The 26,111-nt window shown below is 59.7% G+C and carries 26 protein-coding genes; 10 read left to right on the top strand and 16 right to left on the bottom strand.

The window, feature by feature from the left end:
• Window positions 1-156 precede the first annotated feature (156 nt).
• On the top strand, window positions 157-2,991 hold the full coding sequence (locus tag N5D45_RS14360) for a TonB-dependent receptor (protein WP_279939188.1): 2,835 nt from the start codon (window positions 157-159) through the stop codon (window positions 2,989-2,991).
• 258 nt (window positions 2,992-3,249) lie between these two features.
• The gene (locus N5D45_RS14355; RefSeq protein WP_279939186.1) at window positions 3,250-4,278 is read left to right on the top strand and encodes a hypothetical protein; all 1,029 of its coding nucleotides are present in this window, start codon (window positions 3,250-3,252) and stop codon (window positions 4,276-4,278) included.
• Between the two features lie 8 nt (window positions 4,279-4,286).
• Here the strand turns inward: N5D45_RS14355 and N5D45_RS14350 are convergent, their stop codons facing one another.
• Entirely contained in the window at window positions 4,287-5,237 is a 951-nt protein-coding gene (locus N5D45_RS14350) for a DMT family transporter (protein ID WP_279939185.1), read from the bottom strand.
• A 7-nt stretch (window positions 5,238-5,244) separates the two neighbouring features.
• On the opposite strand from N5D45_RS14350, the gene N5D45_RS14345 reads away from it, so the two are divergent.
• On the top strand, window positions 5,245-6,048 hold the full coding sequence (locus N5D45_RS14345) for a helix-turn-helix transcriptional regulator (protein WP_049436921.1): 804 nt from the start codon (window positions 5,245-5,247) through the stop codon (window positions 6,046-6,048).
• 7 nt (window positions 6,049-6,055) lie between these two features.
• On the opposite strand, the gene N5D45_RS14340 is transcribed toward N5D45_RS14345, so the two are convergent.
• Complete coding sequence (locus tag N5D45_RS14340) at window positions 6,056-6,409, bottom strand: hypothetical protein (RefSeq protein WP_279939184.1); 354 nt, start codon at window positions 6,407-6,409, stop codon at window positions 6,056-6,058.
• A 190-nt stretch (window positions 6,410-6,599) separates the two neighbouring features.
• Between N5D45_RS14340 and N5D45_RS14335 the strand changes: the two genes are divergently transcribed.
• Together N5D45_RS14335 and N5D45_RS14330 are read left to right on the top strand one after the other, a co-directional pair.
• Window positions 6,600-7,268 carry a glutathione S-transferase family protein gene (locus tag N5D45_RS14335; protein ID WP_071305906.1) on the top strand — a complete coding sequence of 223 codons (669 nt, stop codon included), beginning with the start codon at window positions 6,600-6,602 and terminating at the stop codon, window positions 7,266-7,268.
• A gap of 131 nt (window positions 7,269-7,399) precedes the next feature.
• Window positions 7,400-7,792: a DoxX family protein gene (locus N5D45_RS14330; protein WP_019336340.1), complete on the top strand. Its 393-nt coding sequence runs from the start codon at window positions 7,400-7,402 to the stop codon at window positions 7,790-7,792.
• A 24-nt stretch (window positions 7,793-7,816) separates the two neighbouring features.
• On the opposite strand, the gene N5D45_RS14325 is transcribed toward N5D45_RS14330, so the two are convergent.
• The 5 genes from N5D45_RS14325 to N5D45_RS14305 form a co-directional block, all read right to left on the bottom strand.
• Window positions 7,817-8,503, bottom strand: coding sequence for a hypothetical protein (locus N5D45_RS14325; RefSeq protein WP_099559929.1), 687 nt, complete (start codon window positions 8,501-8,503; stop codon window positions 7,817-7,819).
• Window positions 8,503-8,928 (bottom strand): hypothetical protein, encoded by a 426-nt coding sequence (locus N5D45_RS14320; RefSeq protein WP_279939181.1) that lies wholly within the window; start codon window positions 8,926-8,928, stop codon window positions 8,503-8,505. The genes N5D45_RS14325 and N5D45_RS14320 overlap by 1 nt, the downstream gene beginning before the upstream one ends.
• Window positions 8,929-9,007: 79 nt before the next feature.
• Window positions 9,008-9,427: an H-NS histone family protein gene (locus N5D45_RS14315; RefSeq protein WP_279939180.1), complete on the bottom strand. Its 420-nt coding sequence runs from the start codon at window positions 9,425-9,427 to the stop codon at window positions 9,008-9,010.
• A 68-nt stretch (window positions 9,428-9,495) separates the two neighbouring features.
• Window positions 9,496-10,176 (bottom strand): hypothetical protein, encoded by a 681-nt coding sequence (locus N5D45_RS14310; protein WP_279939179.1) that lies wholly within the window; start codon window positions 10,174-10,176, stop codon window positions 9,496-9,498.
• Window positions 10,177-10,361: 185 nt separating this feature from the next.
• Window positions 10,362-11,360: a helix-turn-helix domain-containing protein gene (locus N5D45_RS14305; protein ID WP_279939178.1), complete on the bottom strand. Its 999-nt coding sequence runs from the start codon at window positions 11,358-11,360 to the stop codon at window positions 10,362-10,364.
• 200 nt (window positions 11,361-11,560) lie between these two features.
• Between N5D45_RS14305 and N5D45_RS14300 the strand changes: the two genes are divergently transcribed.
• Window positions 11,561-12,391, top strand: a complete 831-nt coding sequence (locus N5D45_RS14300; protein WP_279939177.1) for an alpha/beta hydrolase — start codon at window positions 11,561-11,563, stop codon at window positions 12,389-12,391.
• A gap of 23 nt (window positions 12,392-12,414) precedes the next feature.
• On the opposite strand, the gene N5D45_RS14295 is transcribed toward N5D45_RS14300, so the two are convergent.
• On the bottom strand, window positions 12,415-13,062 hold the full coding sequence (locus N5D45_RS14295; protein WP_279939176.1) for a hypothetical protein: 648 nt from the start codon (window positions 13,060-13,062) through the stop codon (window positions 12,415-12,417).
• A gap of 313 nt (window positions 13,063-13,375) precedes the next feature.
• On the opposite strand from N5D45_RS14295, the gene umuD reads away from it, so the two are divergent.
• The 4 genes from umuD (at window position 13,376) to N5D45_RS14275 (ending at window position 17,674) form a co-directional block, all read left to right on the top strand.
• Complete coding sequence (gene umuD, locus N5D45_RS14290; protein ID WP_279939175.1) at window positions 13,376-13,819, top strand: translesion error-prone DNA polymerase V autoproteolytic subunit; 444 nt, start codon at window positions 13,376-13,378, stop codon at window positions 13,817-13,819.
• Between the two features lie 38 nt (window positions 13,820-13,857).
• Window positions 13,858-15,159 carry a Y-family DNA polymerase gene (locus N5D45_RS14285; RefSeq protein WP_197638140.1) on the top strand — a complete coding sequence of 434 codons (1,302 nt, stop codon included), beginning with the start codon at window positions 13,858-13,860 and terminating at the stop codon, window positions 15,157-15,159.
• 62 nt (window positions 15,160-15,221) lie between these two features.
• The gene (locus N5D45_RS14280) at window positions 15,222-16,670 is read left to right on the top strand and encodes a hypothetical protein (protein ID WP_197638139.1); all 1,449 of its coding nucleotides are present in this window, start codon (window positions 15,222-15,224) and stop codon (window positions 16,668-16,670) included.
• A gap of 254 nt (window positions 16,671-16,924) precedes the next feature.
• Window positions 16,925-17,674 carry a MobA/MobL family protein gene (locus N5D45_RS14275; RefSeq protein ID WP_100449521.1) on the top strand — a complete coding sequence of 250 codons (750 nt, stop codon included), beginning with the start codon at window positions 16,925-16,927 and terminating at the stop codon, window positions 17,672-17,674.
• Between the two features lie 102 nt (window positions 17,675-17,776).
• Here the strand turns inward: N5D45_RS14275 and N5D45_RS14270 are convergent, their stop codons facing one another.
• The 8 genes from N5D45_RS14270 to brxL form a co-directional block, all read right to left on the bottom strand.
• Window positions 17,777-19,234, bottom strand: a complete 1,458-nt coding sequence (locus tag N5D45_RS14270) for a YfjI family protein (protein WP_164170574.1) — start codon at window positions 19,232-19,234, stop codon at window positions 17,777-17,779.
• Complete coding sequence (locus tag N5D45_RS14265) at window positions 19,231-19,572, bottom strand: hypothetical protein (RefSeq protein WP_143599422.1); 342 nt, start codon at window positions 19,570-19,572, stop codon at window positions 19,231-19,233. Before N5D45_RS14265 ends, N5D45_RS14270 begins: the two co-directional genes overlap by 4 nt.
• Window positions 19,573-19,574: 2 nt before the next feature.
• The gene (locus tag N5D45_RS14260; protein WP_004146436.1) at window positions 19,575-19,880 is read right to left on the bottom strand and encodes an AlpA family phage regulatory protein; all 306 of its coding nucleotides are present in this window, start codon (window positions 19,878-19,880) and stop codon (window positions 19,575-19,577) included.
• 319 nt (window positions 19,881-20,199) lie between these two features.
• On the bottom strand, window positions 20,200-21,087 hold the full coding sequence (locus N5D45_RS14255) for a hydrolase or metal-binding protein (protein ID WP_164170575.1): 888 nt from the start codon (window positions 21,085-21,087) through the stop codon (window positions 20,200-20,202).
• On the bottom strand, window positions 21,081-22,070 hold the full coding sequence (locus N5D45_RS14250) for a lambda-exonuclease family protein (RefSeq protein WP_164145917.1): 990 nt from the start codon (window positions 22,068-22,070) through the stop codon (window positions 21,081-21,083). Before N5D45_RS14250 ends, N5D45_RS14255 begins: the two co-directional genes overlap by 7 nt.
• Before the next feature lie 122 nt (window positions 22,071-22,192).
• Window positions 22,193-22,702, bottom strand: coding sequence for a JAB domain-containing protein (locus N5D45_RS14245; protein ID WP_235646961.1), 510 nt, complete (start codon window positions 22,700-22,702; stop codon window positions 22,193-22,195).
• Window positions 22,702-23,658, bottom strand: coding sequence for a DUF932 domain-containing protein (locus N5D45_RS14240; protein ID WP_164145916.1), 957 nt, complete (start codon window positions 23,656-23,658; stop codon window positions 22,702-22,704). Before N5D45_RS14240 ends, N5D45_RS14245 begins: the two co-directional genes overlap by 1 nt.
• A 341-nt stretch (window positions 23,659-23,999) precedes the next feature.
• Window positions 24,000-26,108 (bottom strand): BREX system Lon protease-like protein BrxL, encoded by a 2,109-nt coding sequence (gene brxL / locus N5D45_RS14235; protein ID WP_062607672.1) that lies wholly within the window; start codon window positions 26,106-26,108, stop codon window positions 24,000-24,002.
• Between the last annotated feature and the right edge of the window lie 3 nt (window positions 26,109-26,111).

The following is a 26,111-nucleotide window of genomic DNA, read 5'->3' as shown; positions in this document are numbered from 1 at the left end:
TGAACACTGTATCCAGCGCGCGACGATAACGCGTCCATAACGTAATCGAGTTGTAAACGGAATGTTAGGTTCCTTCCGATTCCGCACAGCGGAGTTTCAGATCGGTTTCCACGCAGCTATGCGGAAACCCATTCAACTGGATTTGGAGAGAGCCAAATGCATTACAAGTACACCCTGCTTTCCCTGGCAGTGGGCACGGCCCTGGCCGCCGCCTGGTCACCGGCCGCGCATGCGCAGGATGACGGCGACAAGACGCCGAAGAACCTCGATCGCATCCAGGTTACCGGCTCTGCCATCCGCAGCGTGGATATCGAAACGCAGCAGCCGATCATCGCCATCACCCGCACGATGATCGAGCAGCAGGGCTTCACCACGATCGCCGACCTGCTGCAGAACCTGACGTCTACGGGCGCGCCGGCGATCTCCCGCGCACGCGCATTGTCGTCCGGTGAAAATGTCGGCGGCTACTACGTCGACATCCGTAATCTGGGCGCCACGCGCACGCTGGTGCTGGTCAATGGCAAGCGCCTCGGTGCGACCACCAGCGGCCTGCAGGATCTCAGCCAGATTCCGATGAGCGCGGTGGAACGCATCGATGTCCTGAAGGACGGCGCCTCCTCGCTGTACGGTTCGGATGCGATCGCTGGCGTGGTCAACATCATCACCCGCAAGAACTACGAAGGGCTGGAAGTGTCCATGCAGCACGGGCAGTTCAGCCAGGGCGATGGCAAGGACAGCACGTTCTCGCTGGTGACCGGCGCCCGTGGAGAACGTGGCGGATACACCCTCGCACTGGAATACCAGAAGTCGGATCCGGTATTTGCCCGCGACCGCGAGTTCTCCAGGTACGGCGGCGCCGGCCCCAATTACCCGGGCGCGGACTGGAGCAACATCAGCCAGAACGGTTCGTGGTGCGACCCGGCGCTCTACAAGTGCAACACCGGTGACGCGGTGTTCAAGACGCTCAACCGTGGCGGCGACCCGAAGAATTCGAACGACTACCACCCGATCACGCCGGCCGAGTTCGCCAACGGCAACGACCAGATGCACCTGCAGACCGGCATCGAGCGTCGCTCGCTGTTCCTCAGCACGGACTACGCGCTGAGCGACCAGATCAAGTTCGCCGCCGACATCGGCTACAACGAGCGCACCACCGACCAGCAGATCGCGGGCTACCCGTACCAGTCGACCAAGTTCGGCACGCCCCTGGACGCAGCCAGCGTATTCAATCCGCTCGACCACAGCATCGCGTTCAATCGCCGCCTGTGGGAAGTGCCGCGCACGACCGAAAGCAAGCTGAAGTCGCTGCGCATTGCACCAAGCCTGTCCGGCTACTTCGAACTGGGCGCCAAGACGTACGACTGGGAAGTCGGTGCGCTGTTCAACCGCAATGAAGTCACAAAAACAGGCCGTGGCGACATGAGCCTGATCGCTTCCCGGCAGGCATTGGGGCCCTCCTACCTCGATGCCAACGGTGTGGCCCGGTGTGGCACGGCGGCATCGCCGGTCACGGGCTGCCTGGCCTGGAATCCTTTGCTGCCATACGGTGTCGCGGGGGCTGGCTCTCTCTCCGATCCCGAACTGCAGCGCTTCTTGTTCCCGACGTTCAACGATACCGGCATCACCAAGACCCGCAGCTATTTCGCCAATATCTCCGGGCCAGTGATCGAACTGCCTGCCGGTGACCTGTCCGTCGCTCTGGGTTACCAATACCGCAAGGAAGAAGGCCGCTTCGTGCCCGACGCCTTTGCCCAGTCGCGCCAGAGCACGGCGCTGGGCGCATCCACCACCTCGGGTGAGTACAGCCTCAATGAGTTCTTCGCCGAAGTGAACGTGCCGGTGCTGCGTGACCTGCCGTTCGCCAAGGAACTGACCGTGAACCTGGCCACGCGCTATTCCGACTACAGCAATTTCGGCAATACCACCAATTCCAAGGCCAGCTTCGCCTGGCGCCCGATCGAGGAATTGATGATCCGCGGCACCTTCGCCGAAGGCTTCCGCGCACCGAGCATCTCCGACCTGTATGGTGGAATGGGGACCAGCTTCGAAACCTATGTCGATCCCTGCGGCACCGGCGCCACCAACAGCGTCAACGGCAACGCTGCCTGCAACGCTGCCGGCGTCCCGCTGGGCTACCAGCAGCTGAACCAGAGCCTGAAGCCCTGTGCCAGCTATCCGTGTGCCACGCCCGACGAATTCACCACCGGCTCCAACGCGAAGCTGCGACCGGAAGAGTCCAAGAGCAAGACCGTGGGCGTGGTCTGGAGCCCGCGCTGGGTCGATGGCCTGGACATCAACCTCGACTGGTACAGCTACAAGATCACCAACATGATCATCGAGGACAGCGTCGACCGCATCCTGCGTGACTGCTACGTGCTGGGCAATTCCTCGCGCTGTGGCAGCATCAAGCGCGCTGGCGATGGCCACATCACCAGCATGTTCTACGGCCTGGCCAACCTGGGCTCGATGGAAACCGAAGGCTGGGACCTGGGCATCCACTACCGCCTGCCCGAGTTCTCGTTCGGCCGCTTCACCATCGACCTGCAGAACAGCTATGTCTCCAAGTACGACGAGGAGAACCAGAACTCGGCCGGCGACACCATCATGATGGGCCGGATCGGCCGGCCGGGCATCTTCCGCCTGCGCTCGAACCTGGGTGTGAACTGGCAGCTTGGCAACTTCAGCACGCAGTACACGGTGCGCTACTACTCCGGCATGGCCGAAAGCTGCGTGCCGAACCGACCGTGCTCGCTGCCCGATCGCTACGCCTACGGAGAACCGGATGCCCTGCGCAAGGTGGGCTCCAATGCCTTCCATGACATCCAGGTCAGCTACAAGCTGCCGTGGGACGGTACCGTGGCGCTGGGTTCGAACAACGTGTTCAACCACCAGGGCCCGATCATGTTCTCCAAGCCGTCCAGCTCCTTCCCCTACTACGGCGGCTTCGATATCGGCCGCACCGTGTACGTGAAGTACTCCCAGCGATTCTGACGGGCATGTCCGTGCTCGTGGCCGGCGGAAGGGGAGTCCGCCGGCCACGATGCACACCACCTCCACCCAATCTCCATCGTTTTTCGACGGAATCTCCAAGGTTCCCGGCAACACTTGATGTCATGACGGCTAAGGAGCAGGACCGCATGGATCGCCACGCGCCCCGACGCTGCACACCCGTCTCCAGGTTCACCACTGAATGTGGCGATGTGGCCGGGTTCCGACCCTCCGGACGTGCCGCCGCAAGGGAAGTACGAGATGACGACGGCAGTTCGCACCGGCCTGACCGACCTGGTCGCTGACGCGCAGCGGTACCTGCGCAGGATTCTCCCCGGGCTGGCCTCGGCAGTGCATCCACTTGCTTCATTGCACGCCATTCCCCACGCAATGGCATCGCGCTACCACCTCGCCGGACTGATGCTGTACGGGGAAACCCCCGCCATGCTCGCCGTGGCCCGCGAGCCCGGCGAATCCAGCACCCGTGTGATCCAGGATGTACGCTGCCTGCGCTCTGCTGCGAATGCACTGGTGCTGTACGTCTCGCCCTATCTCACGCCGACCCAGCGCCGCTTCCTGGTCGAGAACCACATCGACTTCGTCGTCCCACACACCCAGTTGTTCGCGCCCAGCCTGGCCATTGAGTTCCGCGACGACCCTGATCATGAGAAGAAGGCCATCTCGCTGCTGCCTTCGGCGCAGGCCGTGCTGATCCACGTGCTGCTGAGCGGCCAGTCGCGCTGGTGGTCGCCGCGCGAGATCAGTGCTGCCGCCGGCTACACCTCGATGACGGCGTCGCGCCTGTCTGCCGAACTGGTTGGTCGCGGCTTGGTTGAACGCTCCACCGGTGGCCGCGAGCGCTTCCTGAAGCTGGCCGGCAACCGCGATGAGGTCTGGGCCAGGGCGCAGCCGTTCCTGCGTTCCCCCATCCTGAAGGAAGTGGATGTCTGCTGGGGCCCGACCGCCGAGGCGCTCCGCGATGCCGGGCACCCGGCGCCAACGGCGGGCCTCGATGCGCTTGCTGACACGTCAGCGCCCGCGATCGGCGGCACCCGCGCGCTGCACATCGATGCGTGGCGGTTGCTGGGTGCACTTCCCATGCCCGGCCCGGACTGCGTCCAGAGCGCACGGCTGCAGATCTGGGCCTATCCGCCGGCATTCACCAGCATCGGCGATGTGGTTGACCCGCTTTCGCTGTATCTCAGCCTGCAGGGCAAACGCGGCCATGATGCAGAGGCGCTGGAACAGCGGGTGGAACAGGCGCTGAGCGGGGACACATACCCCGCATGACCGAAGCCCTACGCGGGCTGCTCGCTCGGCACCGCAGCGGCGCGCCTGGCGCTGTACTCGGCGAATACCACGCCGGACACCGCCAGCAGGCCACCGCCCAGTACCCAGCCACTGAGCGATTCGCCCAGCAGCAGCACGGCCAGCGCGGCGGTCACGATCGGCACCAGGTTGAAGAAGCCAGAGACGCGCGCAGCGCCCAGACGTGAAAGTCCGGTCATCCAGGTCAGCGGCGCCAGGATCGAGGCACAGACCGCCGCGAAGCCGATGCAACCGACGGCGGTCAGATTGCTCACCCCGGTACCGACCAGCAACTGCAGTGGCAGCAGGATCAGCGAGGCCGCCGTGGCCTGCAGGAACAGCGACTCCAGCACCGACAGCGGAATCTTCCAGCGCTGCATCAGCACGTTGTAGGCAGCGAAGGCCAATGCGCCGATCAGCATGATCGCGTCTCCGCGGTTCAGGCCCTGCGCCGCCAACCGTGCCAGGTCGCCCTGCGATACCACCGCCACCACGCCGGCGGTGGAGATCACCGCGCCAACAATGGAAGTACCACGCACCGGATGGCCCATGAACACGCGTGACAACGCCAGCGCGATCAACGGAATCAGCGCCTGGATCACCCCCATGTTGGTGGCCGAGGTGAAGTGCGCCGCATAGTAGGCCAGGCACTGGTACATCACCCCACCCAGGCAGCCCAGCACCAGGAAGCGCCCGAGGTTGGCGCGCACGGTCGGCAGATTGCCGCGCAGCCGCGGCAGCGCGAATGGCAGCAGGACCACCGCCGCGACAAGCCAGCGGAAGAAGCCGATATCGATGGGACCGACCGAGCCCGAAGCAAGCTTGGTCACGATGGTGTTCGCGCCCCACAGCAGGCAGGCGAGGATCGGGAAGAGATAGTTCACGCGTGCAGGTGTACGTGGGGGAATGGCCAGCGTACGCTTGGCGTATATTGAGGACATCCCGAAAATGCGCCACCCCGACCCCGGCTTGCGGCAATCGATGGAGCCGATCCCCACCTTCCGCCAGCTGCCCGGCCCGATCTACTTCCGGCAGGGCGCGATGGAGCCCACGGACTGGGGCACGCACAGCCATCCGTGGGGTCAGTTCAACTTCGTCGCGCAGGGGGTGATGGAGATGAAGATCGACGGCGAGTGGATGGTGTCGCCGCCGCACTACGCGATCTGGATTCCACCAGGAATGGCGCACTATTCACGCAACCGCTCGCAGCTGGCCTACCGCTCGGCCTATCTGTCGGCGGCGCTTTCACGCCGGCTGCCCACGCGTTGCAGTGCGCTGGAAGTCAGCCCGCTGCTGCGCGAACTGCTGCATGAACTGGCACGACAGGGCGTGACCGATCCGCAGACACCGGTCCAGCGGCGCATGGCCGCCGTGGTGATCGACCAGATCGTCAATGCCGCTGTGCTGCCCAGTTTCCTGCCGATCGCCAGCAGCGATGCCTTGAAGCAGGTGATGGCGTACATGGAGAAACACCTGTCGGCGGCCGAATCGGTTGCCGAGATCGCGCGGCGGCACCACATGAGCGTGCGCAAGCTGGAGCGCCTGGCACGCAGCGAACTGGGCATGTCGCTGGGCGACTGGCGTGGGCGGGTGAAGTTCGTGCGCGCCACCGAGGCGCTGTGTACACGCCGGCCGATCAGCCGGATCGCCGAAGAGCTGGGCTATTCGGGCGTCAGCGCCTTCGCCGAGATGTTCAAGCGGCACGCGCAGTGCACGCCGGATCAGTACAGGAAGCTGCATCGGGCGGGGTGAGCGCGGCCTAGAGAGCGACCAGCAGGTCCACATGCAGCCCCGGCAGGAACAAGGCGGCCAGAACGCTGGCCAACAGGATCAGCAGGACCTTCGCCGTCAAGGGGCGACGGCGCGGATTGCTGAAGTACAGGTGCAGATCGCGCAGTTCATCTTCCAGCTCCTTCCGCACGCCTGCGCTCTGTGCACCGGGTTCGAGCAGCTGTCGCTCAAGCGCCTTCAGGCGCTTCATCTGTTCACGCGGCGGTGTAGCCCGCAGGATCAGCTGATTGAGCTCCTGGAGCCGGTGCGCCTGCGGCATCAGCGCTGCCACGAGATCATCCGGCGGAAGCCGTGAGACCCGTCGCTGGGCGTCCGCATCCATCTCAGCCTGCAGCACATCGCGTTGCCGCTGCAGTTCGGCCAGGGAGGTGCGGCGCTGCCACATGAGGAGGCACAGGATTGACGGGTGGCGGGCAGTGTATCGCCCGGCGCCCCGGGAAGGGTGTCGATTTCCCGTCCCATCGTTCGTCGGAGAAGGAAAGGCGGGTCTTTCAGCCTGCAGGAGTGCCCCGATGTGCCCGATCCTCACCGCCTTCGCCACTTCTCCCGACCGCGGCCAGGGCCTGGCCCGTGACATGCGCGTACGCTGGGCGCTGGAGGAACTGGCCGTGCCCTATGACGTGCAGCTGCTCAGCTTTGCCGAGCTGAAGCAGCCCGTCCACCTGGCGCGCAACCCCTTCGGGCAGATCCCCACGTGGCAGGATGGCGACCAGGTCCTGTTCGAATCCGGCGCAATCGTCCTGCACCTGGCCGAACAGCATGCCGGCCTGCTCCCCGCTGATCCGGACGCACGCATGCGCGCGATCATGTGGGTTTTCGCTGCGTTGAACACGGTGGAACCGCCCATCGTCGAACGCTCGATGGCCTGGGTGCTGGAACGCGAACTACCTTGGTATTCACAGCGGCTGGTGATGCTGGACGAGCGCGTGCGGATGCGTCTCTCGCAGCTGTCTGCGTGGTTGGGCACGGCGGCGTGGCTGGATGGCGACTTCAGCGTGGGCGACCTGATGATGGTCTCGGTGCTGCTGCGCCTGAAGAGCAGCGGCCTCCTCGACGAATACCCGAAGGTGGCTGCCTATGTGGGCCGTGCAACGCAACGCCCCGCCTACCAGCGTGCGTTTGCCGCGCAGCTGCAGGTGTTCCTGCAAAGCACAGACGCGCCATCACCAAAGGATGACTGAGGCAGCCTCCTTCGGCATTCGAAGGTCCCCGGCCGCGCGGGAAACCGGAAGGCAGCCGTGTGGTGTATACACGGGCTTCACTGCCTGTGGGCTCCGATCGCGGGGGTCGGGCACCCCTCAAGGACTTCACTGTGAGCACTTCCTCGCACTCGCTTGCTTTCCTGCTTGCGCGCATCCTGCTGATGGCACTGTTCCTGGTCTCCGGCCTGGGCAAGCTTGGCGACCTCAGTGGTACCCAGGGCTACATGGAAGCAATGGGAGTGCCCGGCATCCTGCTGTGGCCGACCATCGCCTTCGAGATCGGCAGCGGCCTGTGCATCCTGCTCGGTTTCCAGACCCGGCTGGTATCGATCGTCCTGGTGGGCTTCAGCCTGGTCACCGCCTTCATCTTCCACCACAACTTCGGCGACCAGACCCAGCAGATCATGTTCCTGAAGAATCTGGGCCTGGCCGGTGGCTTCCTGTTGCTGGCCTGCACTGGAGCCGGGCGCTACAGCATCGACGGCCGGGGACGCGGCGCATAGGTACCGGCCAGCAGGCTCGCCACGCTAGCGACGGAGCTCCGCCTCCGGCGCCAGCGTGTGGACCACCTTGCCCTGCGCATCGAGGAACTCGATTGCCCCGTAGCCCTCCGGCGTGACGGTCAACCGCAGTCGCGGCCGATCCGCCTTGTCATTCAGTGCAATGGCCGGCGTTCCATCGGCGCCGACCACCAGGCCGATGCGGGTCGGCGCCTGCACACCGGGAATCAACGCATTCCCGAGCGCGGGTTCGCGTATCAGCTTCGGTGCCTGGTTGATCGAGAAGCTCACTTGGCCATCGGGAGACACCCGCCATCCGATCGCATCCATCGCCGGATGATCCAGCGCCAGCACCGCCATGCCGCCGTCGACATCGGCGGTGCCGAAACCACCGCGCTCGCTGCCCTTGTCGTCGTACAGCACCATGCCGGCCACGTTGAAGGCGCGTTTGTACTGGATGCCATCGATGATCGGCGCCGGCGTCTTCCCGGACAACGTCATGCGGATCACGCCCTGGTCATCGACGATATCGATGCGACGCGCGGTGATGCGCTCGCTGTCGGGCGTCCCGATCCGCGTCTGCGGAGCCTTGTCCACGATCAGGCGCTGCAGGGTTTCCACCGAAGGCCGCTTGGGCGCTCCAGCATCTTCGGCCGCACGCGCCGGAATGCTGTGGAATGCAATCAGCAGGACCAGCGTGCAGGCAGGGCGCATCATGCGGCCTCCAGAACGGCGTGCACCGGGCGCCGGCAGGCGGCCTGCACCAGCATCAGCTGTGCCACCAGGATCAGCATCGCGCAGCCGGACAGCAGCCATGGGTCGATGTACCACTGGGCATTGAAGCTGAATTCGCCGGCGGAGATTCGCTTCCAGCCGTTGAAGTGCTGCATCGCCGCAACCACGAACGCGAAACCACCCATCGCGTTCGAAAGCCACGGAACGACGATGCCACCCGGCCGTGCAGACATCATCAGTAGACCCAGCACGCCGATGACGGTGCGCTGCACGCGGCAGTAAGGGCAGACATAGGCCAGCCCACTCCATTCCACCGACCAGGCCAACAGGCTGATCAGCACCGCTGCCGCCCCCGCGACGTACAGGACCCTCGGCGCGATCGCCGTGCTGCCGTTATGTGCCATTGCGTGCTTCCCTCCAGTGCGGACCCATGCAGGGTAGCGTGAAGCGGACACGGGCGCGGCAGGCGTCGCCCTGCGGGCCTCAGTCCTTCTTGAACACGGTGCGCTGGCCGATCGGGCTTCCCTTGCGGGCGGTTGGACGGGCCAGTCCGGGAATCAGGAAATCCGTCACCTTGTGGCCCTTCTGGACCTTGGCGGCCAGCCAGCGCGGCATGCGCCCGCGGCCAGACCAGGTCAGGCGCTTGTATTCCGGATCGCGATACTTGGCAGCGACCTTGCCGGCTTTGCGGCGGCTGGATTTCCGTGGCGTTGCGGGTTCTTCGACGGACGCATCGCCAAAGAGTTCTTCGAGCGTATAGCCCGCTTCGGCGGCCGCCGCCTTCAGCATGCGGCGCACCGTACTGGCCGGACGACGGCTGGAAATGAGCTGCCTGCGCTGTTCAGCGGCAACCACCAAGGCGCCCAGCTCCCGCAGGCTGAGCGATTCGATATCGATAGTCATGCCGGGAAAGGTCCACTCCGGCAGGGTGGTCTGTCAAGAGCAATGAGCGCGCGGGTGGCGAGCCGCCATTATCGTGTCAGGTCCTTCAGCAGCTGATTCATGTGTGTTGACCAGTGCGTTGCAGACGCAACTTCATCGAGTAGTTTGTTGCGCAACTCAATCAGGTGCATTGGAAGATCCATTACTGGAATCCTGAGATCCTCCTGTAGGAGTTCTTCCGAAAATGCGCCAGCCTGTTCATTCCACAACAGGATGGTCTCGCGCGCCTGCTCGATTTTCTCATCATACGTGTGAGATGCCTTCATCCAGATTCGCGCTATCAGCACACCCTCTGGCCCATGTTCCCGAAAGAAATCTGAAAATGCTTCCATCTCGTCGCGAGCAGCCTTGTTCGCACGCTTGGCTTCATCAATCCAGCTCGCAATATCTTTTTCCAGACACTTTCCAAGTGCGAAACGTGTAGTGGCAGTTGAAATGCCAAGCGCCACCTCCTGAAAGTGCCGGGAACTGACAAGGGACACAAGGAAAAGGGATCGGCTACGCGCTCGAGATCTCATCTCGACCGCGAAAACAGACGCAGCGACCGTCGCGACGGCCCCCCAGACGGTGGCTAGTAATTCGGCGGTCTTTTCTGGAAATACGCTTGCGAATGAGGGATAAGCTGCACGCAGGGACGGAATGGATAGAACGAAAACAAGGCCTCCAATCAGAACCATGGCCAGGAACTTCTCTCCAAGTGATGTCTTCATCAGATCATTCCGTTGCTGACTGAAAGAGATACTACGATCAATCCATCCGGAATTCACCATTCATGCACGACCGATGGTCACGCACTCGATCCAGGTGATTGAGATCGGGGACGACAGCACTCAAAAGGCAGGCTCTGGAGGCCAGCAAGCCTTCAGAGCCCGAATTGCATCAACACTGGCGTGGCTCAGCGTTGCCCGCCCCGCCTGATCCGGAAGTGATCGCGATACGCGGACGGTGACATGCCGACAACGCTCTGGAATGCCTTGCGGAATGAAGCCGCGTCGTCATAACCCAGGCGCGAGGCCACCTGTGCGATGGGAAGATCGCCGAGCTGCAGCGCATCCTTGGCCTTGGCCATCCTGGCCTGGCGGATGTAATCGGCGGGATTGCATTCCGTGGCCTTCTGGAAGCGCCGGATGAATGTTCGTTCGGTCAAATGGGCACGTTGGGCAAGCCCGGCCACGGTGTGGCGCAGCCCAGGTTCTGCAAGGATCAGATGCTGGGTCGCCAGGATGGCGGCATCATCGTGATCGAGCCGGGGCAGGAATCCCTGCAAGGGACGTTGGTCCTGCCGGATGCCGTCACTGAGCATGAACCGGGCCGTGGCCAGCATGACACTGGGGCCCATGACGCGATCGACGATCAGCAGGCCGAGATCATTCCACGCGAGAATCGCCCCGGAGGTAATGACGTCACCGTCATCGATGACGACATTCTCGGTCGTCACCTGGACATCGGGATGCGCGCTGGCGAGCAGCCCTGCAAAGGCCCAGTGGGTGGTAACCCGCCGTCGCGCAAGCAGGCCGGTCTGGGCGAGCACGAACGCCCCTGCGCAGACCGAGCACATGATTGCGCCACCGGCATGGAGTTCCTTGAGCCACTGCGTCTCACGCGGCATCGCCGACATCCGCTCGGGCATCGCGACGCTGGGCGGCGAGATCACGAACGCAGGGGCGTTCACCTGGCCTGGATCGCTGTCCCAGCAACATTCCATTTGCGCCGACACCGGGTCCAGCTGCCAATGCGTTACCCGCAGGGAACACCGCCGGTCATCGTCGTGGGGATACGCCGCCCACTCATTTGCAATCCGGAACAGATCCGTCAGGCCATGGATCGCCGCCATCTGGCAATCCGGATAGATCAGCAGGGCCACTTCGACCCGCTTGTCAGTTTCGATACCCATGAATGTCACCTCCGCCAATTTCAATTGATGCAGCGCTTCCTAGAATGGATTCGGACGGAGTGATGGCCGCCTCAGGATAGAAGGAAATGCCGCCCTGGGGCCACTTCTGCAACACGCACTGACAGCGTCCTTCCTCCTGCACCGATGCAAGGTTGCCGGTACGCAGGACGCCCCCAACCCCAACTGCGAGGAACCCGGAAATGGCTACGGTTACTACGAAAGACGGCGTCGAAATCTTCTACAAGGACTGGGGCCCGCGCGACGCCAAGGTCATTCATTTCCATCATGGCTGGCCCCTCAGCGCCGACGACTGGGACGCGCAGATGCTGTTCTTCGTCAACAAGGGATATCGCGTGGTCGCGCATGATCGCCGCGGCCACGGCCGCTCCAGCCAGGTGTGGGACGGGCATGACATGGACCACTATGCCGACGATGTTGCCGCCGTGGTCGAGAAGCTGGGCACCCAGGGTGCCATGCATGTGGGCCATTCCACCGGCGGCGGCCAGGTGGTGCGCTACATCGCTCGCCACGGCGAGAAGAACGTGTCCAAAGCGGTGCTGATCAGCTCGGTGCCGCCGCTGATGGTCAAGACCGCGGCAAACCCGCAGGGCACGCCCAAGGAGGTCTTCGACGATTTCCAGGCGCAGCTGGCGGCCAACCGCGCGCAGTTCTACCACGACGTGCCCGCAGGTCCCTTCTACGGCTACAACCGGCCCGGCGCGCAGCCTTCAGATGCGGTGATCTGGAACTGGTGGCGGCAGGGCATGCAGGGTTCGGCCAAGGCGCACTACGATGGCATCGTGGCGTTCTCCCAGACCGACTTCACCGAAGACCTGAAGGGCATTTCCATCCCTGTGCTGGTGATCCATGGCGACGATGACCAGGTGGTCCCGTATGCCGACTCCGGCGTCCTTTCCGCGAAGCTGGTAAAGAACGGCACGCTGATCACCTACGAGGGTGCACCGCACGGTATTCCGACCACGCATGCCGACCGGATCAACGCCGACCTTCTGGCGTTCCTGGAAAGCTGATCGTGAAGGATCCGGGAAGTGCCTCAGGCACTTCCCGGACCATCCGGCAGGCGGATTCCATTTGCGGCAACGAATGCACGCGACGCATTCCAATAGGCCTGTGGTGGCGTATGCAGCTCCGGCTGCGACCAGTAGTCATCGAGGTGCAGCGCACCCATCACGCCGCCCCATGCAGCACGCGCATCGTGGACGCGCATCCGCCAACGATGATGCGGCGGAAAGTAGGCGTAGTGTTCGAGCGCCTGCTGCTGCGCCTGCTCTTCAGCAATGCCTGCCTGATGGACCAGCGTCCACGCATGCATATGGCGGGCGTGGGCAAGCGCACCGAGATACTCATTCTCATCCAGCAAGGGAACCGACTCACCGCGAGCCAGGCACAACGCATCCGACTCGGTGTCGTACGCCAGCGACGGCTGCGCCAGTTCCGGGTTCTGGTGCCAGTACCCTTCACCCAACACGTGCAGCATCGCCCAGTGCCAGGGCTCGTCGTGGAAGATCAGTGCATGCTCGTACTCGCAGCCGGGGGCCTGGTCGGGATAGCGTTGGCGTGCCTGTTCGATTGCCAGCGCTTCAGGAACCTGGCCGTAGCGCACCAGGCACCAGGCGAACAGATGCCGGCTGTCTTCGATTTCAGTGGCGAAGTCTTCCACCGGGGCGTGGGTGCCGGGCATGTTTGATCCTTGCGTTCGGACCAGATGTTGCCCTAAAGGGCAAACGCGCGGGGAGGAGGAGACCGGCAGTCGATCATACGAACTGGGTTGGTGGCCCACCAGCAACCACATACAAGCTACAACTATTTGTAATGTATGGATTTTCAAGCACAGCGAAGCATCAAAGACTCACTAATTGACTCACTTTCCACTGGCTCGTACCAGACGACTCTGGACAGCGCCAGACAGCGCTCAGCAGAAATGATGGGAGGTAGTAGTATTACTAACAACCATCTGATCAAGACCCAGCCCTCGGCTGCGGCCTACAAAGCTCATGCCTCTCGTCACTCCGATAGTCATATCTCTCCAGAACTCGCTGCCATCCCTGCCATTGCCGGTGCTTGCCTCCACTGCCGCCTGCGGCTTTCCCAGCCCTGCTGAAGACTTCTTCCGAGAAGAGGATCGCCTGGATCTCAATGCCAAGCTGGTACCCAACCCACCAGCAACGTTCCTGGTACAGGCCGACTGCGGCGGATCGATGGCCGATTTCGGGATCCACGACGGCGATCTCTTGGTTGTCGATCGTTCGATCAGCCCACGGCCTGAGCACACTGTCGTGGCTCTGTGGGAGGGCGGCTTCGTCTGCAAGAAGCTCTACATACGTAACAACTGCATGGTCCTGGCCAGCGGTAGCGGATATCCATCCATCGTCGTGCCAGAGGATGTCGAGCTGGAAATCTGGGGGGTGGTGCGCTGTTCCATCACCCAGCACCTCTGATCTCAGCTCCTGATACATGAGCCCCGTACCGTGCCCGCATGCGCTACGGACTTATCGACGGCAACACCTTCTATGTCTCATGCGAGCGGGTCTTCGACCCCAAGCTGCGAGGCAAGCCCACTGTTGTGCTTGGCAATGGCGATGGATGCTGTATCGCCCTGTCGCCAGAGGCCAAGGCCTTGGGATTGAAGATGGGTATGCCCATCTTCCAGGTCCCCAAGGACATCAGAAAACAGGTCCTCGTCAGGTCAGCCAACTTCGCGCTGTACGGGGATCTGTCAGCCAGGATTGTGACGATCCTGCAGGATCTCTTCCCCAGGGTGGAGATCTATTCAATCGATGAAAATTTCGTCGACCTGGAAGGCCTCAAAGACCCTGTTGCGGCCTGCATTGAGGCACGCGAACGTATCCTGCAATGGGTGGGCATTCCCTGCTGCGCTGGCCTGGGTGCCACACGCACCCTGGCCAAGGCAGGCAACAAGCTCGCCAAGGACCAGTCCAAGCGTGCCGTCCATGCGGGCTCCTTGGCCGTCTTCCATGCCACCGCACAGAACGTCAACGCTCTGGCCGTCGAGGATGTGTGGGGAGTGGGCAGGCGCTACGCCGAACGCCTGGCAGCCGAAGGGGTAAGAACTGCTGCAGATTTGGCCGCACTCCCCACCGACCATGTTCGTGCGCACTATGGGGTAGTTCTGGCCCGCACCCAAATGGAGCTGCGGGGAATTCCCTGCAGCGATCTGGAACTAGAAGAACCCGAACGCCAGCAACTGGTGGTCAGCCGTACTTTTGGTCGTGACGTGACCGACCCGATGGAGGCCCTGGCCACGTTCTGCAGCGTGGCCTGCGAGAAGTTACGCAAGCGAGGCCAAGCGGCAGGTGCACTGTGGGTCTGGCTGGACGGCAACCCCTTCAAGGGCGATTCGTTCCATGCCAGCAGAGCCGCACCTTTCCCCTTTCCTACGCAGGACACAGGGGAAGTCCTACGGACAGTGCGACGCCTGGCCAAGTCGATAATGGATCAGGCAGACCGTGGCCAAGGCATCCAGGCCTATAAACGTGGAGGTGTGGGTCTGACCAACTTGGTACAGGCTGAAGCCCGTCAGGCAGACCTCTTCGTTGGCCCTAACGAGAAAGCCGAACGCACCATGGCCGTGCTGGACCAGATCAATGCGAAGTTCGGCAGAGGCACTGTGGGAGTAGGCAACGTGGGCTGGCGGGTTGGTGGAGCCAGACTTGGAGAGCAGTCCAACGTGACTATCAACGCTCAATGGCGACCCATATTGCATTCGTTGTCGCCCAGCTATACAACGAAGTGGGGCGACCTTCTGCAGGTGCGCTGACAAGGATCGGCGAAATAGCGATCATCAAACACTAGACACAACCAAAAGGATGGTGGTTGAAAATGGAAAACAGCAACATCGAATCAGGGAAGTACAAGCCGCGCTTTGACTTCGAAAAAGATCAAAAAACAGATCCGCCTGAGACTGGAAGTATCAGCGAGCTTTTGGAAGAGCTCAACTATGAGATAGCGCATGCATCAGATGGCAGCAAAGCCAAACACTCTAATGCTTCAGGGAAAACAATAACCCGCAAGGAGCTTAAAGGAGTCATTGACTTCATAAACTCCACATTGGGACAAGAGATTCCTACTGGGAACTGTACACTTCCACTCTCCACCCTAAAAACAATCAAGCTCCTCTACAGCAAGAACGACTCCAGCGACACCCAGCTGCTTCAAAGAATCTCGAAACCAGGTACCATTAAGGCCACCTTCGAGCACTGGACAGAACGCAACTCTCCAAGAAACGAAAAAACCATCAAAGCAGCATCGCATCTCATGTCCACACTTGAGCTTGAGATAGACGAGGAAAGACGAAAGCACATACACACCAACAGGCTCACGCCTTCGAAACTTCTTGAATACTACGCCAGGCAAATAAAGGAACTTATTGACCCCATCTACACAGCTTTCGCCGGCGATGATGAAGCCATAGCAAGCGCTTTTATGTTTGGCGCACATCAAATAGAAAGCTATCAACCCTCATCACTCCTGACCAGCAAAGAAGCCGCCCCCATCCACGAAAGACTATACATCTATTTGATAACCCTTCCATTCTTGCACTTCGTTGGCGAGTATCAACGAATTATCGAATCAGAAAACGAAGCGTTAAGTAAATACAAGATAGAGCCACTCTTCGCTCACGCCCTCTCCTCACCGTCAGAGAGCGATGACCTATTGCGACCTGTCACATCACTCGCAACTATTCACTCTTTCCTGAAAACCCATGCAAAGGAGCTGGCACGTCTGGTTCACCAAGCCACTGGTGAAGAATTTAGATCCAGCGAAATCCCAAACATAGCTGACGAAACGCAGAAGGTTCTGCATGCCTATGTCTTCCACGAATGGCACAGAACAGATCCCGAGGCCGTCAATATCTCAATGGCAGACTGCATCGCAGCCATATCAGCCATAAAGATACAAAAGAAGATAAAAACGAAGTACACGCCCTACTGGAAAGGGCAGATCTCTAGTGAAAAAACGGTATCTCGTCTACTGAGCCACCTGGATCCATCAAGAGACATCGGAGAGCTGTATGAAGAGGATTACATTCCGCAAGGCGCAATGATTACTCTCTATCATCGATACTGCATCGTCTTCTCATTACTATTCGGACGCAACAACCGAATGGAAGCATTCATGAAATTTCAGCTCGCCTACCTGAAACACATGACCATAGCTCATTCTCACTTCGATCTCGTAGCAGGCAACGAATACGAGACAAAGATCAACATGTTTTGCGAAGACTTGATTCAGTACATTGAAGATCAAGCCACTTCGCATGCAATGTAATTTTTAACTTGCATCACCCTTATACATATGTAGAAACTCACTCACGTCCTTCGAAGTAACAACACGAAGAACGAAAGGCATCGAAGGGAATAGAATCAAATAGAACTTACGATAGATTACAGGCAGGGTATGGTACGCGCACTTACCCTTTCTATCTAATCACAACAATCTTCGATCATGAGTATCTACCGGTAGCCGACAAGAATCACTCTTGTCGGCTTTTTTATTCTCCTTAGAGAAAGGGTGATACAGCAATGGCAAGCTTCCATTACAGCATCAAAAGTGGAAAGAAAGGCAGCGCACGCAGGCACGCCAACTATATCGATCGTAAAGGATCTCATAGTGACAAGAAGGACCTTATCCAAACAGGACATGGGAACATGCCCGAATGGGCAGGAGATGATCCGAAACGGTTCTGGAGCGTTGCTGACAAGCATGAGCGTGCCAACGGAGCAGTGTACCGAGAACACGAAATCACTCTTCCGAGTGAGCTCAGTACTGAACAGCAGGTCGAACTTGCCGACCGGCTTGCAAAGAATCTCGCAGGGATCAAACCCTACCAGTACGCGCTCCATGCACCTGAAGGAAAACTCGGTGGGGATCCGAACCCGCACATCCATCTGATGTGCTCGGACAGACTGCCTGATGGCATCCCCCGTACACCTGAACAGACCTTCGCCCGCTACAACGCCAAGAATCCTTCCGCAGGCGGATGCCGCAAGGATAGTGGCGGAAAGAGCCCAATGGAGTTGAAGCAGCAGGTGACTGCACAGCGAAAACTTGTAGCGGACACCCAGAATCAGTTCCTTGAAGAAAACGGTTATTCAACCCGCGTAGACCACCGCAGCTTGCGTGATCAAGGCATTGCCAGGTCCCCTGAGCGCCACCTCGGCCAACGCTTCGTCAAGGAGATGGCAGACGCCGAGAAGTCGCAGTATGCTCAATGTCGTAAAGCCGTGAAGGCAGCTTCAGCAGTTAAAAATCTGGGAGAGGTAAGTGCCTAACCCATCGATTCTGCGACAAAGTCGCAGAATCGCAATGGCACCTACTAAACACAGCAGAAAAGCCCCGGCCTATCGCCGGGGCCCTCTTGGCATCAAGGCCGCTTACAGCGTCCTCCGGTCAAAGTAGTGATTCATCAAGCGCAGATACGCCCTCTTGTCCCGGTACCCACTGCAGATCTGGATTGCCCCCTGGGCTTGAAGAAGCGAGATAGCTGCATTCAGCCTTGCTCGGTCACGTACAGGCCCACAGCGCAGAACTTGGTTCTTGGGTGCGCATGTATCGGAATAACGCCCCTGCCACCACCTTGTGGCGAGATAGCTCTCCAATGCTTGAGCATCAATCTGATCTTGAGCCAGCGCAAACGCGGGCGAGAACAGATGCTTGTACTCCTCAACATGCCACCGAACGATGTCGAAGGCACGATTGATCGTATCGAGGGTGATGTCACCACCCTCTGCACTGAAGTACTGCATCGACGCTGCGAGTCGAGCAACGATCTCCATGATCTTTGCCGCGAAGTCATTGATATCACTCAAGTACTCCCCGTCGCGCAGCAAAGACTCAGTTTCTGATGCCAGTGCTACCCAGCGTGCCCTGGCATCGATGGAGAAGGACACCACTTCACGAGTAATGACTCCCGAAGCTGACAGCTCCTTGTACTTGTACAACAGCTCAGAGATCCGATCATGGAATGCCGGCAAATGCTCCCAAACCGGCTCCACGTCTTCGATCCGCCGATAACCCATCATGGAGCGAGGCCACGCAACCAGGTAGCGTGCCCAGTGTCCACTCCCCTTTGCGACAGAGCCTCGCCTATTGAGGAACTGCCTGAGTGGTTCGTACTGGGTCATGATGCTCACCGACACTCGCGGATTCATCGCAATCAGATGCTCGTTATCCGCACGGTCTAACGGCATCATTCCTGGCGAATCCCAGAGACGATTGAGCAGGCCCACATTCGCCATTGCCTCGCTCTTGAACAGCATATGACCTTCGTCAGTCGTGATGGCGATGGACTCACCATCACCCTGAACGGCCTCCATGATGGCCTTGGCCGTGATGTCCTGCCTCAGGAAGCAACGCAGGCGGGGCTGCAGAGGTTTCTTTTCTGAAAACCCCTTCAGCTGTGCCTCGAGTGCTTCGACAGACTTGCCAGCAGCAACTGCTTTACTGATCGCGCTCCTCAGCCCCTTCATCTTGGCCGTCCAGAGTCCATAGTCGATCTCATAAGCCTCAGTCTGCTGCTTGAACGCAGCCATCGCCTTCGTGTCTGCATCGCGGAAAGGCGCCTGCAGCAGCTCGAACACCGTGGACTTGCGCTCACCAGACTCAGCCACAAGCATCAAGTTCTGGGTTACAGGCTTGATCTGTCCGGTCGGCAACTTGACATCAATCAGACCTTGGCACGCCATCGAAATGGCATTGATAAGACCCATGCCAACCATGGCGTCGGGAACTTGAACGTTGCGAAGGAGCTCAAGGCCTGCCTCACGAGCAACATGGTGAAAGGTTTCCAGGGGATATTTGGGGGCATAACGCTGCCAATTGGTTGTCATCATGCATCCTCCTCTGTCGAGCCAACCGCGGTCTGTTCTTCAACCTCAACCAACAGATGGCCACAGCTCTGGCACCGAGCAGCATCGCCCTCCGCATGGCGACGAAAACGCTCCTCCTTGAGCAGCTTGCGGAACTGAATCAGGTTCAGATCATGCTTGTACGCAGCATTGAACTGCTCTACCAAGATCTTCTTGCGCATCTTCTTTGCGATGTGCTGTTCCAGGATCGGATAGGCCTGCCTGAAGTCCTGCTCCAGCTTGCCCCTCCCCTTGGTCGACTGTTCACTCAAAGCGTGCGTGAGCGCGTCAAGCGGCGAAGAGTGGACTGCAAAATTAGCCATCATCACTTCTCCTCCTTCGCACGACGGAACTTCACTGCACGGCCTTCTACCCATGCCATTGCCTCATGCGTCCAGTAGAACTTCGGGGACAGTTCGCTGTCATAGAGCGGAATGCCCTTCGGGAAGTCCGGATCGGTCTTCATCAGCTCGTATGCCTTGCTCCTGCTGACGCGGAGCAGCTTGATCAGCTCCTTCAGACGCAGCGTCGGACTATCCGGCCAACCTGCTTTCCCAGCACTGTTGTTCTCTTCGGCCAAAGTCATGCTTTTGTCTACGCCCTGGCGCAGACTGGACGTCATGTGCTTCATTTGTTGATTCCTTCGTTGTGTTGAACGTTTCAGGAAGGAATCCGGCCGGTTTCCTATCGAAGGTGATTGGCCTCCGACGTGATCAGTGTCGATATGCTGCTGTTGGGGGTACAGGGAAAAAAAATCCAGGTTTTTTCCAGGGACGCGCACAACCGACCAGATCAAAGAAAAATCAAACACTTACATACCAGGGAGCTTTCGCTCCCTGGCATGTCTCGTCCTCTGCGCCCACAAACCGGTCCGTTCCATCCGATGTCCGCTCAGGACCTGAACTGCCTCTTGTTCGTACCTGATACAGATCCGTACCGGTACTGCTCCCCTACGACACCAACCGAGACGCTTGCGCTTCCAGCCTATCCTTGAGACTTTCCTTCGCAGGAGCCTGTGCAACCTCGCCATGCCCTGACGGATAAAACTCCTCGACCACAGCCGGCACGTCCTCATCCAAGTCCTCGAAGGCCCCGTTAGCGAAGCCCTGTCTCGCCGCCTCATCCAGGGCCGCTTGGTCGATGCCCGCTGCAGCTCTTGTTGCGTGTCGCTCAACCGCCTCTGCGACAGCCTGTTCGAGCGTCAGCCCGCTCCGAACCACCAGATCGACGTAGTAGATCGCTGATCGGTAGCTCATCGTCGTGGACTTGCCCCGCAGTTTCAGCTCGAGCGGCAGACAAGACAGCCTTCCGCCGGACACTGCACTGAGATAGTGCAGCCGTGCTGCCAGTGTGCGGATGGTGTTGTAGGAGGTGGTGCGCAGAACAAAGCTGCCCATCGCATCCCCCTCCCCGTCCCCAATGACCACATTCAAGCGGGCATAGGCTTTGCAGCCCCCACTGGCAAACTGGCACGCATCCGGACCAGGACAAGGCAACGTCTCCATGCCTTCAGGGCCAGCTCGCCGGCAGGTGTCTCCATTGCCTACACACAGCGGTCTTCCGTTCTCGCGATTGAACAGCGAGTAGTCAGCCCGCAGGTTCAGTGTTGGGTCGTCGAAGAGCAGGCGCACTGGAATGGACCTCAGCTTGTTACCGTCCGATGCCTGCCGCAATTCCTCATCCAACGGGTGCAACACCCAGCCCTCCCTGTTCTGCACTTGGCTGGTAAGGGTGAACTGATCATCCTTTTCGGGTAGTCGCTTGCCATTACGCTCCACTACCCGGCCAATGGAAATACGCCCAATCACGGGCGGCGTTATTGCCAGTCCCTTCAGCATGATTTGACCTCTTTGATCGTGGTGTTGATCCGGAAACGGCGCGAACCCGGACGGACGACCGTGCAGGCGGCAGCGATCTCCGGGTACTCGGCTGCAAGCCGCTTGGTGTCCAGGGACGTGCCATCCTTGCTGCGGCGGTAAATCACCTCCCCCAGCGAGCCAAACCTGGCAACGGAAGCGTCGCCCATGGCTTGCTGCAGCGTTTGTTTCAGCAGTTCTGCCTGCTGTTCTTGCCCTGCTACTGCCTCGTTGAGAGACACCAGGTTGGAGAACGTCTCGACCAGCGCCTCGTCCTGGCTGAAGTCGACAACCGTGTCTTTGCCCGGATACAGGCTCCGAAGCGCCCGAGCCGCCGATTCCGAGCCATCAGCCGGAGGTTCGATGTCATTGATGACGTGCTCCCAGAACCGGGCCTCCAATACCACCAAGCGGCTGATGATCTCTTCGTCTCGCTCAATACGGTGGATCCTTAGCGCCTGGCCACACAGCAGCACTGCCACATCTGCCGCCTGCTTCCCCGTCACTGCCAACTGATGCTGTACCTGCAGCTGCACGTACTCGGGAACCCCGTCTTTCCACAGCCGAGAGCCGAACTCCCCTGCTGTCTTGCACTCAAGAATTTGGACCGCCGGGGAACCAATTACCTCTCGATCGAGGTTGGCCAGCATGTGCGGAAAGGTCGGGTGCTGCAGAACGGCGTTGACCCGGCGTACCCGGTTCCCCGTGCGCTCCTGGTAGGCCGTGGCCACCATGGGTTCGAGCAGGGTTCCCCAGTAGCGGGGATCCTCTTGTCCAGGGGGGATCTCTTCCATCGGCTTGCGCCCCGTCTTCTCCTGCCACAGCTCCAGCTGGCTCTTGTAGGGGTTCAACCCGACGGCGGTGGCAGCATCCGAACTACCGATGCCGCCATTGCGGACCTCCAGCCACTGCTGGCGATCCAGTGAACGCGTATCAACCAAACGCAACGCGGTGTGCTTGCTCATTGGCAATCTCCGGAATAGAAAAGGCCGCCTTGATGGGCGGCCTTGGTCAGATCTTTCATTTCAAGCTATCGATGTGGGCAAGATGGATGGACGAAGCGACAGCACTGCTCGCTGCAGGTCTGTCAGACCATGCCTTGAGAGGCCATCGAGACCACCTCATGGCTGGTGACAACGAAATGGTCCAACAGCCTCACGTCCACGGTGTCCAAGGCAGCCTTCAGCCGCGCCGTGACTGCCCGATCTGACGCAGAGGGCTGCAAGCTACCGCTTGGATGGTTGTGAGCCATGAGTACCGCCGATGCATTGTGGGCAAGTGCCCTCTGAACCACGATCCGAGGATGGACCTCGGCTGCATCGATCGTCCCTGAGAAAAGCCGCTCAACTGCGATGAGCTGGAACCGCGTGTTGAGAAAGGCAACCTCGAAATGCTCGCGGTCTTCGCCTCCCAGACGTAGCCGGAAGAACAATGCACCCTGGGTTGCTCCTCCCAGCACCTCCCCTGGCAACGATGCCCGTTTCTGCAGGATCTGCAGCGCCCTCGCAATCGTCCTGTCCTCACGTACCCGGATCCTGCTCTCCTCCTCATCGGATCCGGCCCTTGATGTGGTCATGTGATAGGCCTGCGCTTCCATCAGGCCACCAACTTCATCACTTCATCCCACGCGCGCTGCTTGAGCTGAGCTCCAGCACCGAACCATGCCGCATCACGGCGGTGATCATCGCTACGGGCTCGTCGATGGTGGTCAACGTACTCCGTGACGCTGTTGAGTACGCCCCAGGCCGTTGCACGGCTGGAAGGCAAAAACGCGCCTTTACCGCCGCCCTCATACAGGGCACGGACACTGGCCAGCGCCTGTTCGTTGACGACCTCAGCGGTGCTGCCCTGGCCTTGGTAGGTAAGCACCCGTCGCAACAGACCATCGACCGTATCGGGGTCAACTGGACGGTCGCAGAGGGCTTTCATGCGAGCCACGAAGCTGTCCCATGTCGAGACGGTGATCCCCAACTGCCGCTTCACGGCATCCGGGTCGAACTGACTGCGGTGCGGGACCTTGATGGCTCCGCTGCTGTCTCCCAGAGCGATCTGTAAGGTGTTGTTGCACACCACCCGCACCGAGGTGAACTGCGCCGTCGTGGCCAACGTGCCGTCACAAGCGGTGGCCAACAAAAGATAGCCATCCACCCTGTCACGCCCCTTCAGCGAAGTGCTCTGGCCCGTCCGAGCCATGGCCCAGAACTTCTTGCCGCCCTTGAGTACACCCGCCGTCTCCAGTTCAAAGCCACTGTGCTGCGTCAGATCACGGTAGAACTCCAGGATCTCTCCCGGCTGGACCACCTTGAACCGCTTGGAGACGACTGCCAACGGCTCCCTGGTATCGGAGCGATAGAGCACTTTCTGCTCCGGGAAGGAGTGGATGGCACCGATGGCATTGCTACCCGTGATGAAGCGGACCTCGGAGTCCTCGATCTGCCAATCCATGCCTGCCTGACGCTTCCAGACCTCAATGGGCTGTTGCTGTTCAAGCTTATTGCCCAGACCGTGCCACGGCTTAGCACCGGCATAGGCCATTGTTTCAACCAGATGCATCGTATTTTCCTCGCTTCTTACGGCACAAACGCACAAGGCCCGGACGATGCCGGGCCTTGTGCGTATGCCAATGCAGAATCAATTAAAAGGGTCGATGTCTTCACTGCCCGAAGACAGAGCACATCGAGCAACCGCAGCGATGATGGATGCTGCGACGACCAAAACACAGTACAGACAATCGGATCTTTCTTTCATACAGCCATATCCAAAGCAGATGCATCATCGCGGAGCATCTACACGCGAAGCCAGCAACCGCCAGCCTCATCAAAATGATATGTGCTTGAAATTTTTTACAATCATATTAATAAAATTAAACTGAATTTCCTTTATGGAAAATTAGGTTAAATATTTATTCCAGTCCTGAATATATCAACCTTGGTCTCAAGACATTTACGCAAACTGAGATCATTTACGCCTACCTCGAACCACCCTCCGGGCTTTTGGAAGAAGTCCAACCCCCGGCCAATCTTGATCACCCAGCCGTTGTCGATACGAATCTCTCGGTCGTGCATGTTCGGGTTCAACTTCACTTCCAGCTCGACATCCAATTCCAGCAGGCTCTGCTTCAACTCATCGAGCTTCTCAGCGATGTCGGCCAACTGGGTCTTATCGTCGTAGCCGGTGATCAGGCTGATCTTCTTCACGGTTCCAGCCTTCAGCACCGTTTCGCAGAAGCGCACGAAATTCTGAATCTGGTGTTGCAGGCGAATGTACGGATCTTCGATCACGACAGACTTCGCGCCCTGCAGGTAGGGGCCGAGAATCGACTCATAGCTGTACCCGGTGTCGCCATAGAGGATGGTGAAGTGCCGTTCCTTGAGCTCGATCGGTGACGGCCCAACCGCAATCGAAGCGGGGGCCGGTGATACCGGGGTCGGGCCCACTGGAGTCTCCTGTGCAGCAGGTGCCGCTTGTGCGGCGGGTTGCACTTCGACTGCCTCAGTCGGCTGCCCATCCGCCTGATTCAAACGACGGCGCGCAGGCTCTTGAGTTGCGGGCGCATCCTTCGATTCCGGGCAGAAAACCACCACTTCCTCGCCACTGGCCTTGAAGTAGGACAGGTTGATGCGCGCGAACTCGTCGTCCGGCTTGCGCTTGTTCATCTGCTCCTTGACGCGGCGGCGGCACTCGGTGGCATAGGCTACGTATTCCTCAAACTCCTCGTCCGTGGGTGGCCCATTTGGATGCAGCACCTTCAAGAATGCACAGACGGTCTTCTTGATACCTTTCTCGTCGCGCCCCTCGATTGATTTACCGAGCCGAATGCGCTTGCTCACTTCCTCATACCGATTCGTGTGCTTGAACTGGTAGTGGAAGGCCTCGGCCAAATAATCGGTGATGAATCCGTAGTTGCTCGTCAGGAACTCGCTACTGTTCTTCGGCATTTCCCAGCCTGGTATGTACGCGGCGAAGCGGTCCATCACAGCCAAGTCGAGCTCTGGCGGCAACGGCTGGAAAAGATCGTGCTCGTTGGAGTTCACCACCTGCTGCACGGACACGTCGATGTTGCCAACGAAGCTCAAACTGGCATCAGCAATAACCTCAGCCCCGCGCGAAAAGCGCCCGTTGGCCATGAAGTCCTTCATGATCTGGATGGTGTCCGGATCGCGCACTTTGATCCCGCCAACCTCGTCAAAGGCAACCGTGTCCCAGAAGCCAACCAAGCCCACCTTGCGGCGCGCGTTGTTGTAGAACAGCGTTGCCTTGGTCGCTTGGCCGCCCGAGATCAAGGTAGCGTAGGGCGAGAATTCACTGAAGAAATAGGACTTGCCGGTGCCGCGTGGTCCCAGCTCGATGTAGTTGTAGTTGGGCTCAACCAGCGCAGCCAACCTGGCGATGAAGTGCATCTGCACGCGCTTCGAGAGCTTGCTGGGTTCCAGTCCCACAGAGCGTAACACCGCCGCGAGCCACTCATCACGCGTGAATGCCCCGCGCCCCTCTGCATAACGGTCGAAGTCAAAACGAGTCAGCTGGATCGGGCGCAGATCCTCAATGGAAAACGCATAGTCGTCTTCATCTATGTCGTTGTGCGCCAGGGTCACCTCCGCCCAAATGCCACCTTCCAGCAACCTGTCGTTGTCGCGGTAGAATTTTTCACCAATCGCGATGCGTTGCGAGTTGAAGTTCTCCAGCGATGCCCAGTGGCGCTTTTCTTTTTCGACGTAACGGACATGGACCTTGTCGATGAAGCGATGCTTGCCCTTGGTGGCGACCTTGGACTGCGCGGCGTTGGCCTCGTCCGGCCTAACGTAGTTCTCCTGCAGTGACGACAGCACGGCCTCCATGCCAGCATCCATCTCTGCCTGGTCATTGCTGGCGCAATACTTGGCAAGGAGGAACTCCAGGACGAACGTCGGGACGTTGGTGCCTTTTTTGATTCGATGCAGCAGGTCTTTGCGAAGCACCTTGCCGTCGAATGTGGCGTTTAGTTTTTGGTCGAGTTCGTCCATAGG

It is taken from the genome of Stenotrophomonas sp. GD03819 (genome assembly GCF_029841665.1).
Lineage (GTDB): Bacteria > Pseudomonadota > Gammaproteobacteria > Xanthomonadales > Xanthomonadaceae > Stenotrophomonas > Stenotrophomonas geniculata.
This window is presented reverse-complemented; position numbering and strand designations above follow the sequence as displayed.

What these genes read in the sequence shown, in the direction of transcription:
- N5D45_RS14360 (WP_279939188.1), top strand. Translation starts at nt 157, where the DNA reads ATGCATTACAAGTACACCCTGCTTTCCCTGGCAGTGGGCACGGCCCTG.
- N5D45_RS14355 (WP_279939186.1), top strand. Translation starts at nt 3,250, where the DNA reads ATGACGACGGCAGTTCGCACCGGCCTGACCGACCTGGTCGCTGACGCG.
- N5D45_RS14350 (WP_279939185.1), bottom strand. Translation starts at nt 5,237, where the DNA reads ATGTCCTCAATATACGCCAAGCGTACGCTGGCCATTCCCCCACGTACA.
- N5D45_RS14345 (WP_049436921.1), top strand. Translation starts at nt 5,245, where the DNA reads ATGCGCCACCCCGACCCCGGCTTGCGGCAATCGATGGAGCCGATCCCC.
- N5D45_RS14340 (WP_279939184.1), bottom strand. Translation starts at nt 6,409, where the DNA reads ATGGATGCGGACGCCCAGCGACGGGTCTCACGGCTTCCGCCGGATGAT.
- N5D45_RS14335 (WP_071305906.1), top strand. Translation starts at nt 6,600, where the DNA reads ATGTGCCCGATCCTCACCGCCTTCGCCACTTCTCCCGACCGCGGCCAG.
- N5D45_RS14325 (WP_099559929.1), bottom strand. Translation starts at nt 8,503, where the DNA reads ATGCGCCCTGCCTGCACGCTGGTCCTGCTGATTGCATTCCACAGCATT.
- N5D45_RS14320 (WP_279939181.1), bottom strand. Translation starts at nt 8,928, where the DNA reads ATGGCACATAACGGCAGCACGGCGATCGCGCCGAGGGTCCTGTACGTC.
- N5D45_RS14315 (WP_279939180.1), bottom strand. Translation starts at nt 9,427, where the DNA reads ATGACTATCGATATCGAATCGCTCAGCCTGCGGGAGCTGGGCGCCTTG.
- N5D45_RS14310 (WP_279939179.1), bottom strand. Translation starts at nt 10,176, where the DNA reads ATGAAGACATCACTTGGAGAGAAGTTCCTGGCCATGGTTCTGATTGGA.
- N5D45_RS14305 (WP_279939178.1), bottom strand. Translation starts at nt 11,360, where the DNA reads ATGGGTATCGAAACTGACAAGCGGGTCGAAGTGGCCCTGCTGATCTAT.
- N5D45_RS14300 (WP_279939177.1), top strand. Translation starts at nt 11,561, where the DNA reads ATGGCTACGGTTACTACGAAAGACGGCGTCGAAATCTTCTACAAGGAC.
- N5D45_RS14295 (WP_279939176.1), bottom strand. Translation starts at nt 13,062, where the DNA reads ATGCCCGGCACCCACGCCCCGGTGGAAGACTTCGCCACTGAAATCGAA.
- umuD (WP_279939175.1), top strand. Translation starts at nt 13,376, where the DNA reads ATGCCTCTCGTCACTCCGATAGTCATATCTCTCCAGAACTCGCTGCCA.
- N5D45_RS14285 (WP_197638140.1), top strand. Translation starts at nt 13,858, where the DNA reads ATGCGCTACGGACTTATCGACGGCAACACCTTCTATGTCTCATGCGAG.
- N5D45_RS14280 (WP_197638139.1), top strand. Translation starts at nt 15,222, where the DNA reads ATGGAAAACAGCAACATCGAATCAGGGAAGTACAAGCCGCGCTTTGAC.
- N5D45_RS14275 (WP_100449521.1), top strand. Translation starts at nt 16,925, where the DNA reads ATGGCAAGCTTCCATTACAGCATCAAAAGTGGAAAGAAAGGCAGCGCA.
- N5D45_RS14270 (WP_164170574.1), bottom strand. Translation starts at nt 19,234, where the DNA reads ATGATGACAACCAATTGGCAGCGTTATGCCCCCAAATATCCCCTGGAA.
- N5D45_RS14265 (WP_143599422.1), bottom strand. Translation starts at nt 19,572, where the DNA reads ATGGCTAATTTTGCAGTCCACTCTTCGCCGCTTGACGCGCTCACGCAC.
- N5D45_RS14260 (WP_004146436.1), bottom strand. Translation starts at nt 19,880, where the DNA reads ATGAAGCACATGACGTCCAGTCTGCGCCAGGGCGTAGACAAAAGCATG.
- N5D45_RS14255 (WP_164170575.1), bottom strand. Translation starts at nt 21,087, where the DNA reads ATGCTGAAGGGACTGGCAATAACGCCGCCCGTGATTGGGCGTATTTCC.
- N5D45_RS14250 (WP_164145917.1), bottom strand. Translation starts at nt 22,070, where the DNA reads ATGAGCAAGCACACCGCGTTGCGTTTGGTTGATACGCGTTCACTGGAT.
- N5D45_RS14245 (WP_235646961.1), bottom strand. Translation starts at nt 22,702, where the DNA reads ATGGAAGCGCAGGCCTATCACATGACCACATCAAGGGCCGGATCCGAT.
- N5D45_RS14240 (WP_164145916.1), bottom strand. Translation starts at nt 23,658, where the DNA reads ATGCATCTGGTTGAAACAATGGCCTATGCCGGTGCTAAGCCGTGGCAC.
- brxL (WP_062607672.1), bottom strand. Translation starts at nt 26,108, where the DNA reads ATGGACGAACTCGACCAAAAACTAAACGCCACATTCGACGGCAAGGTG.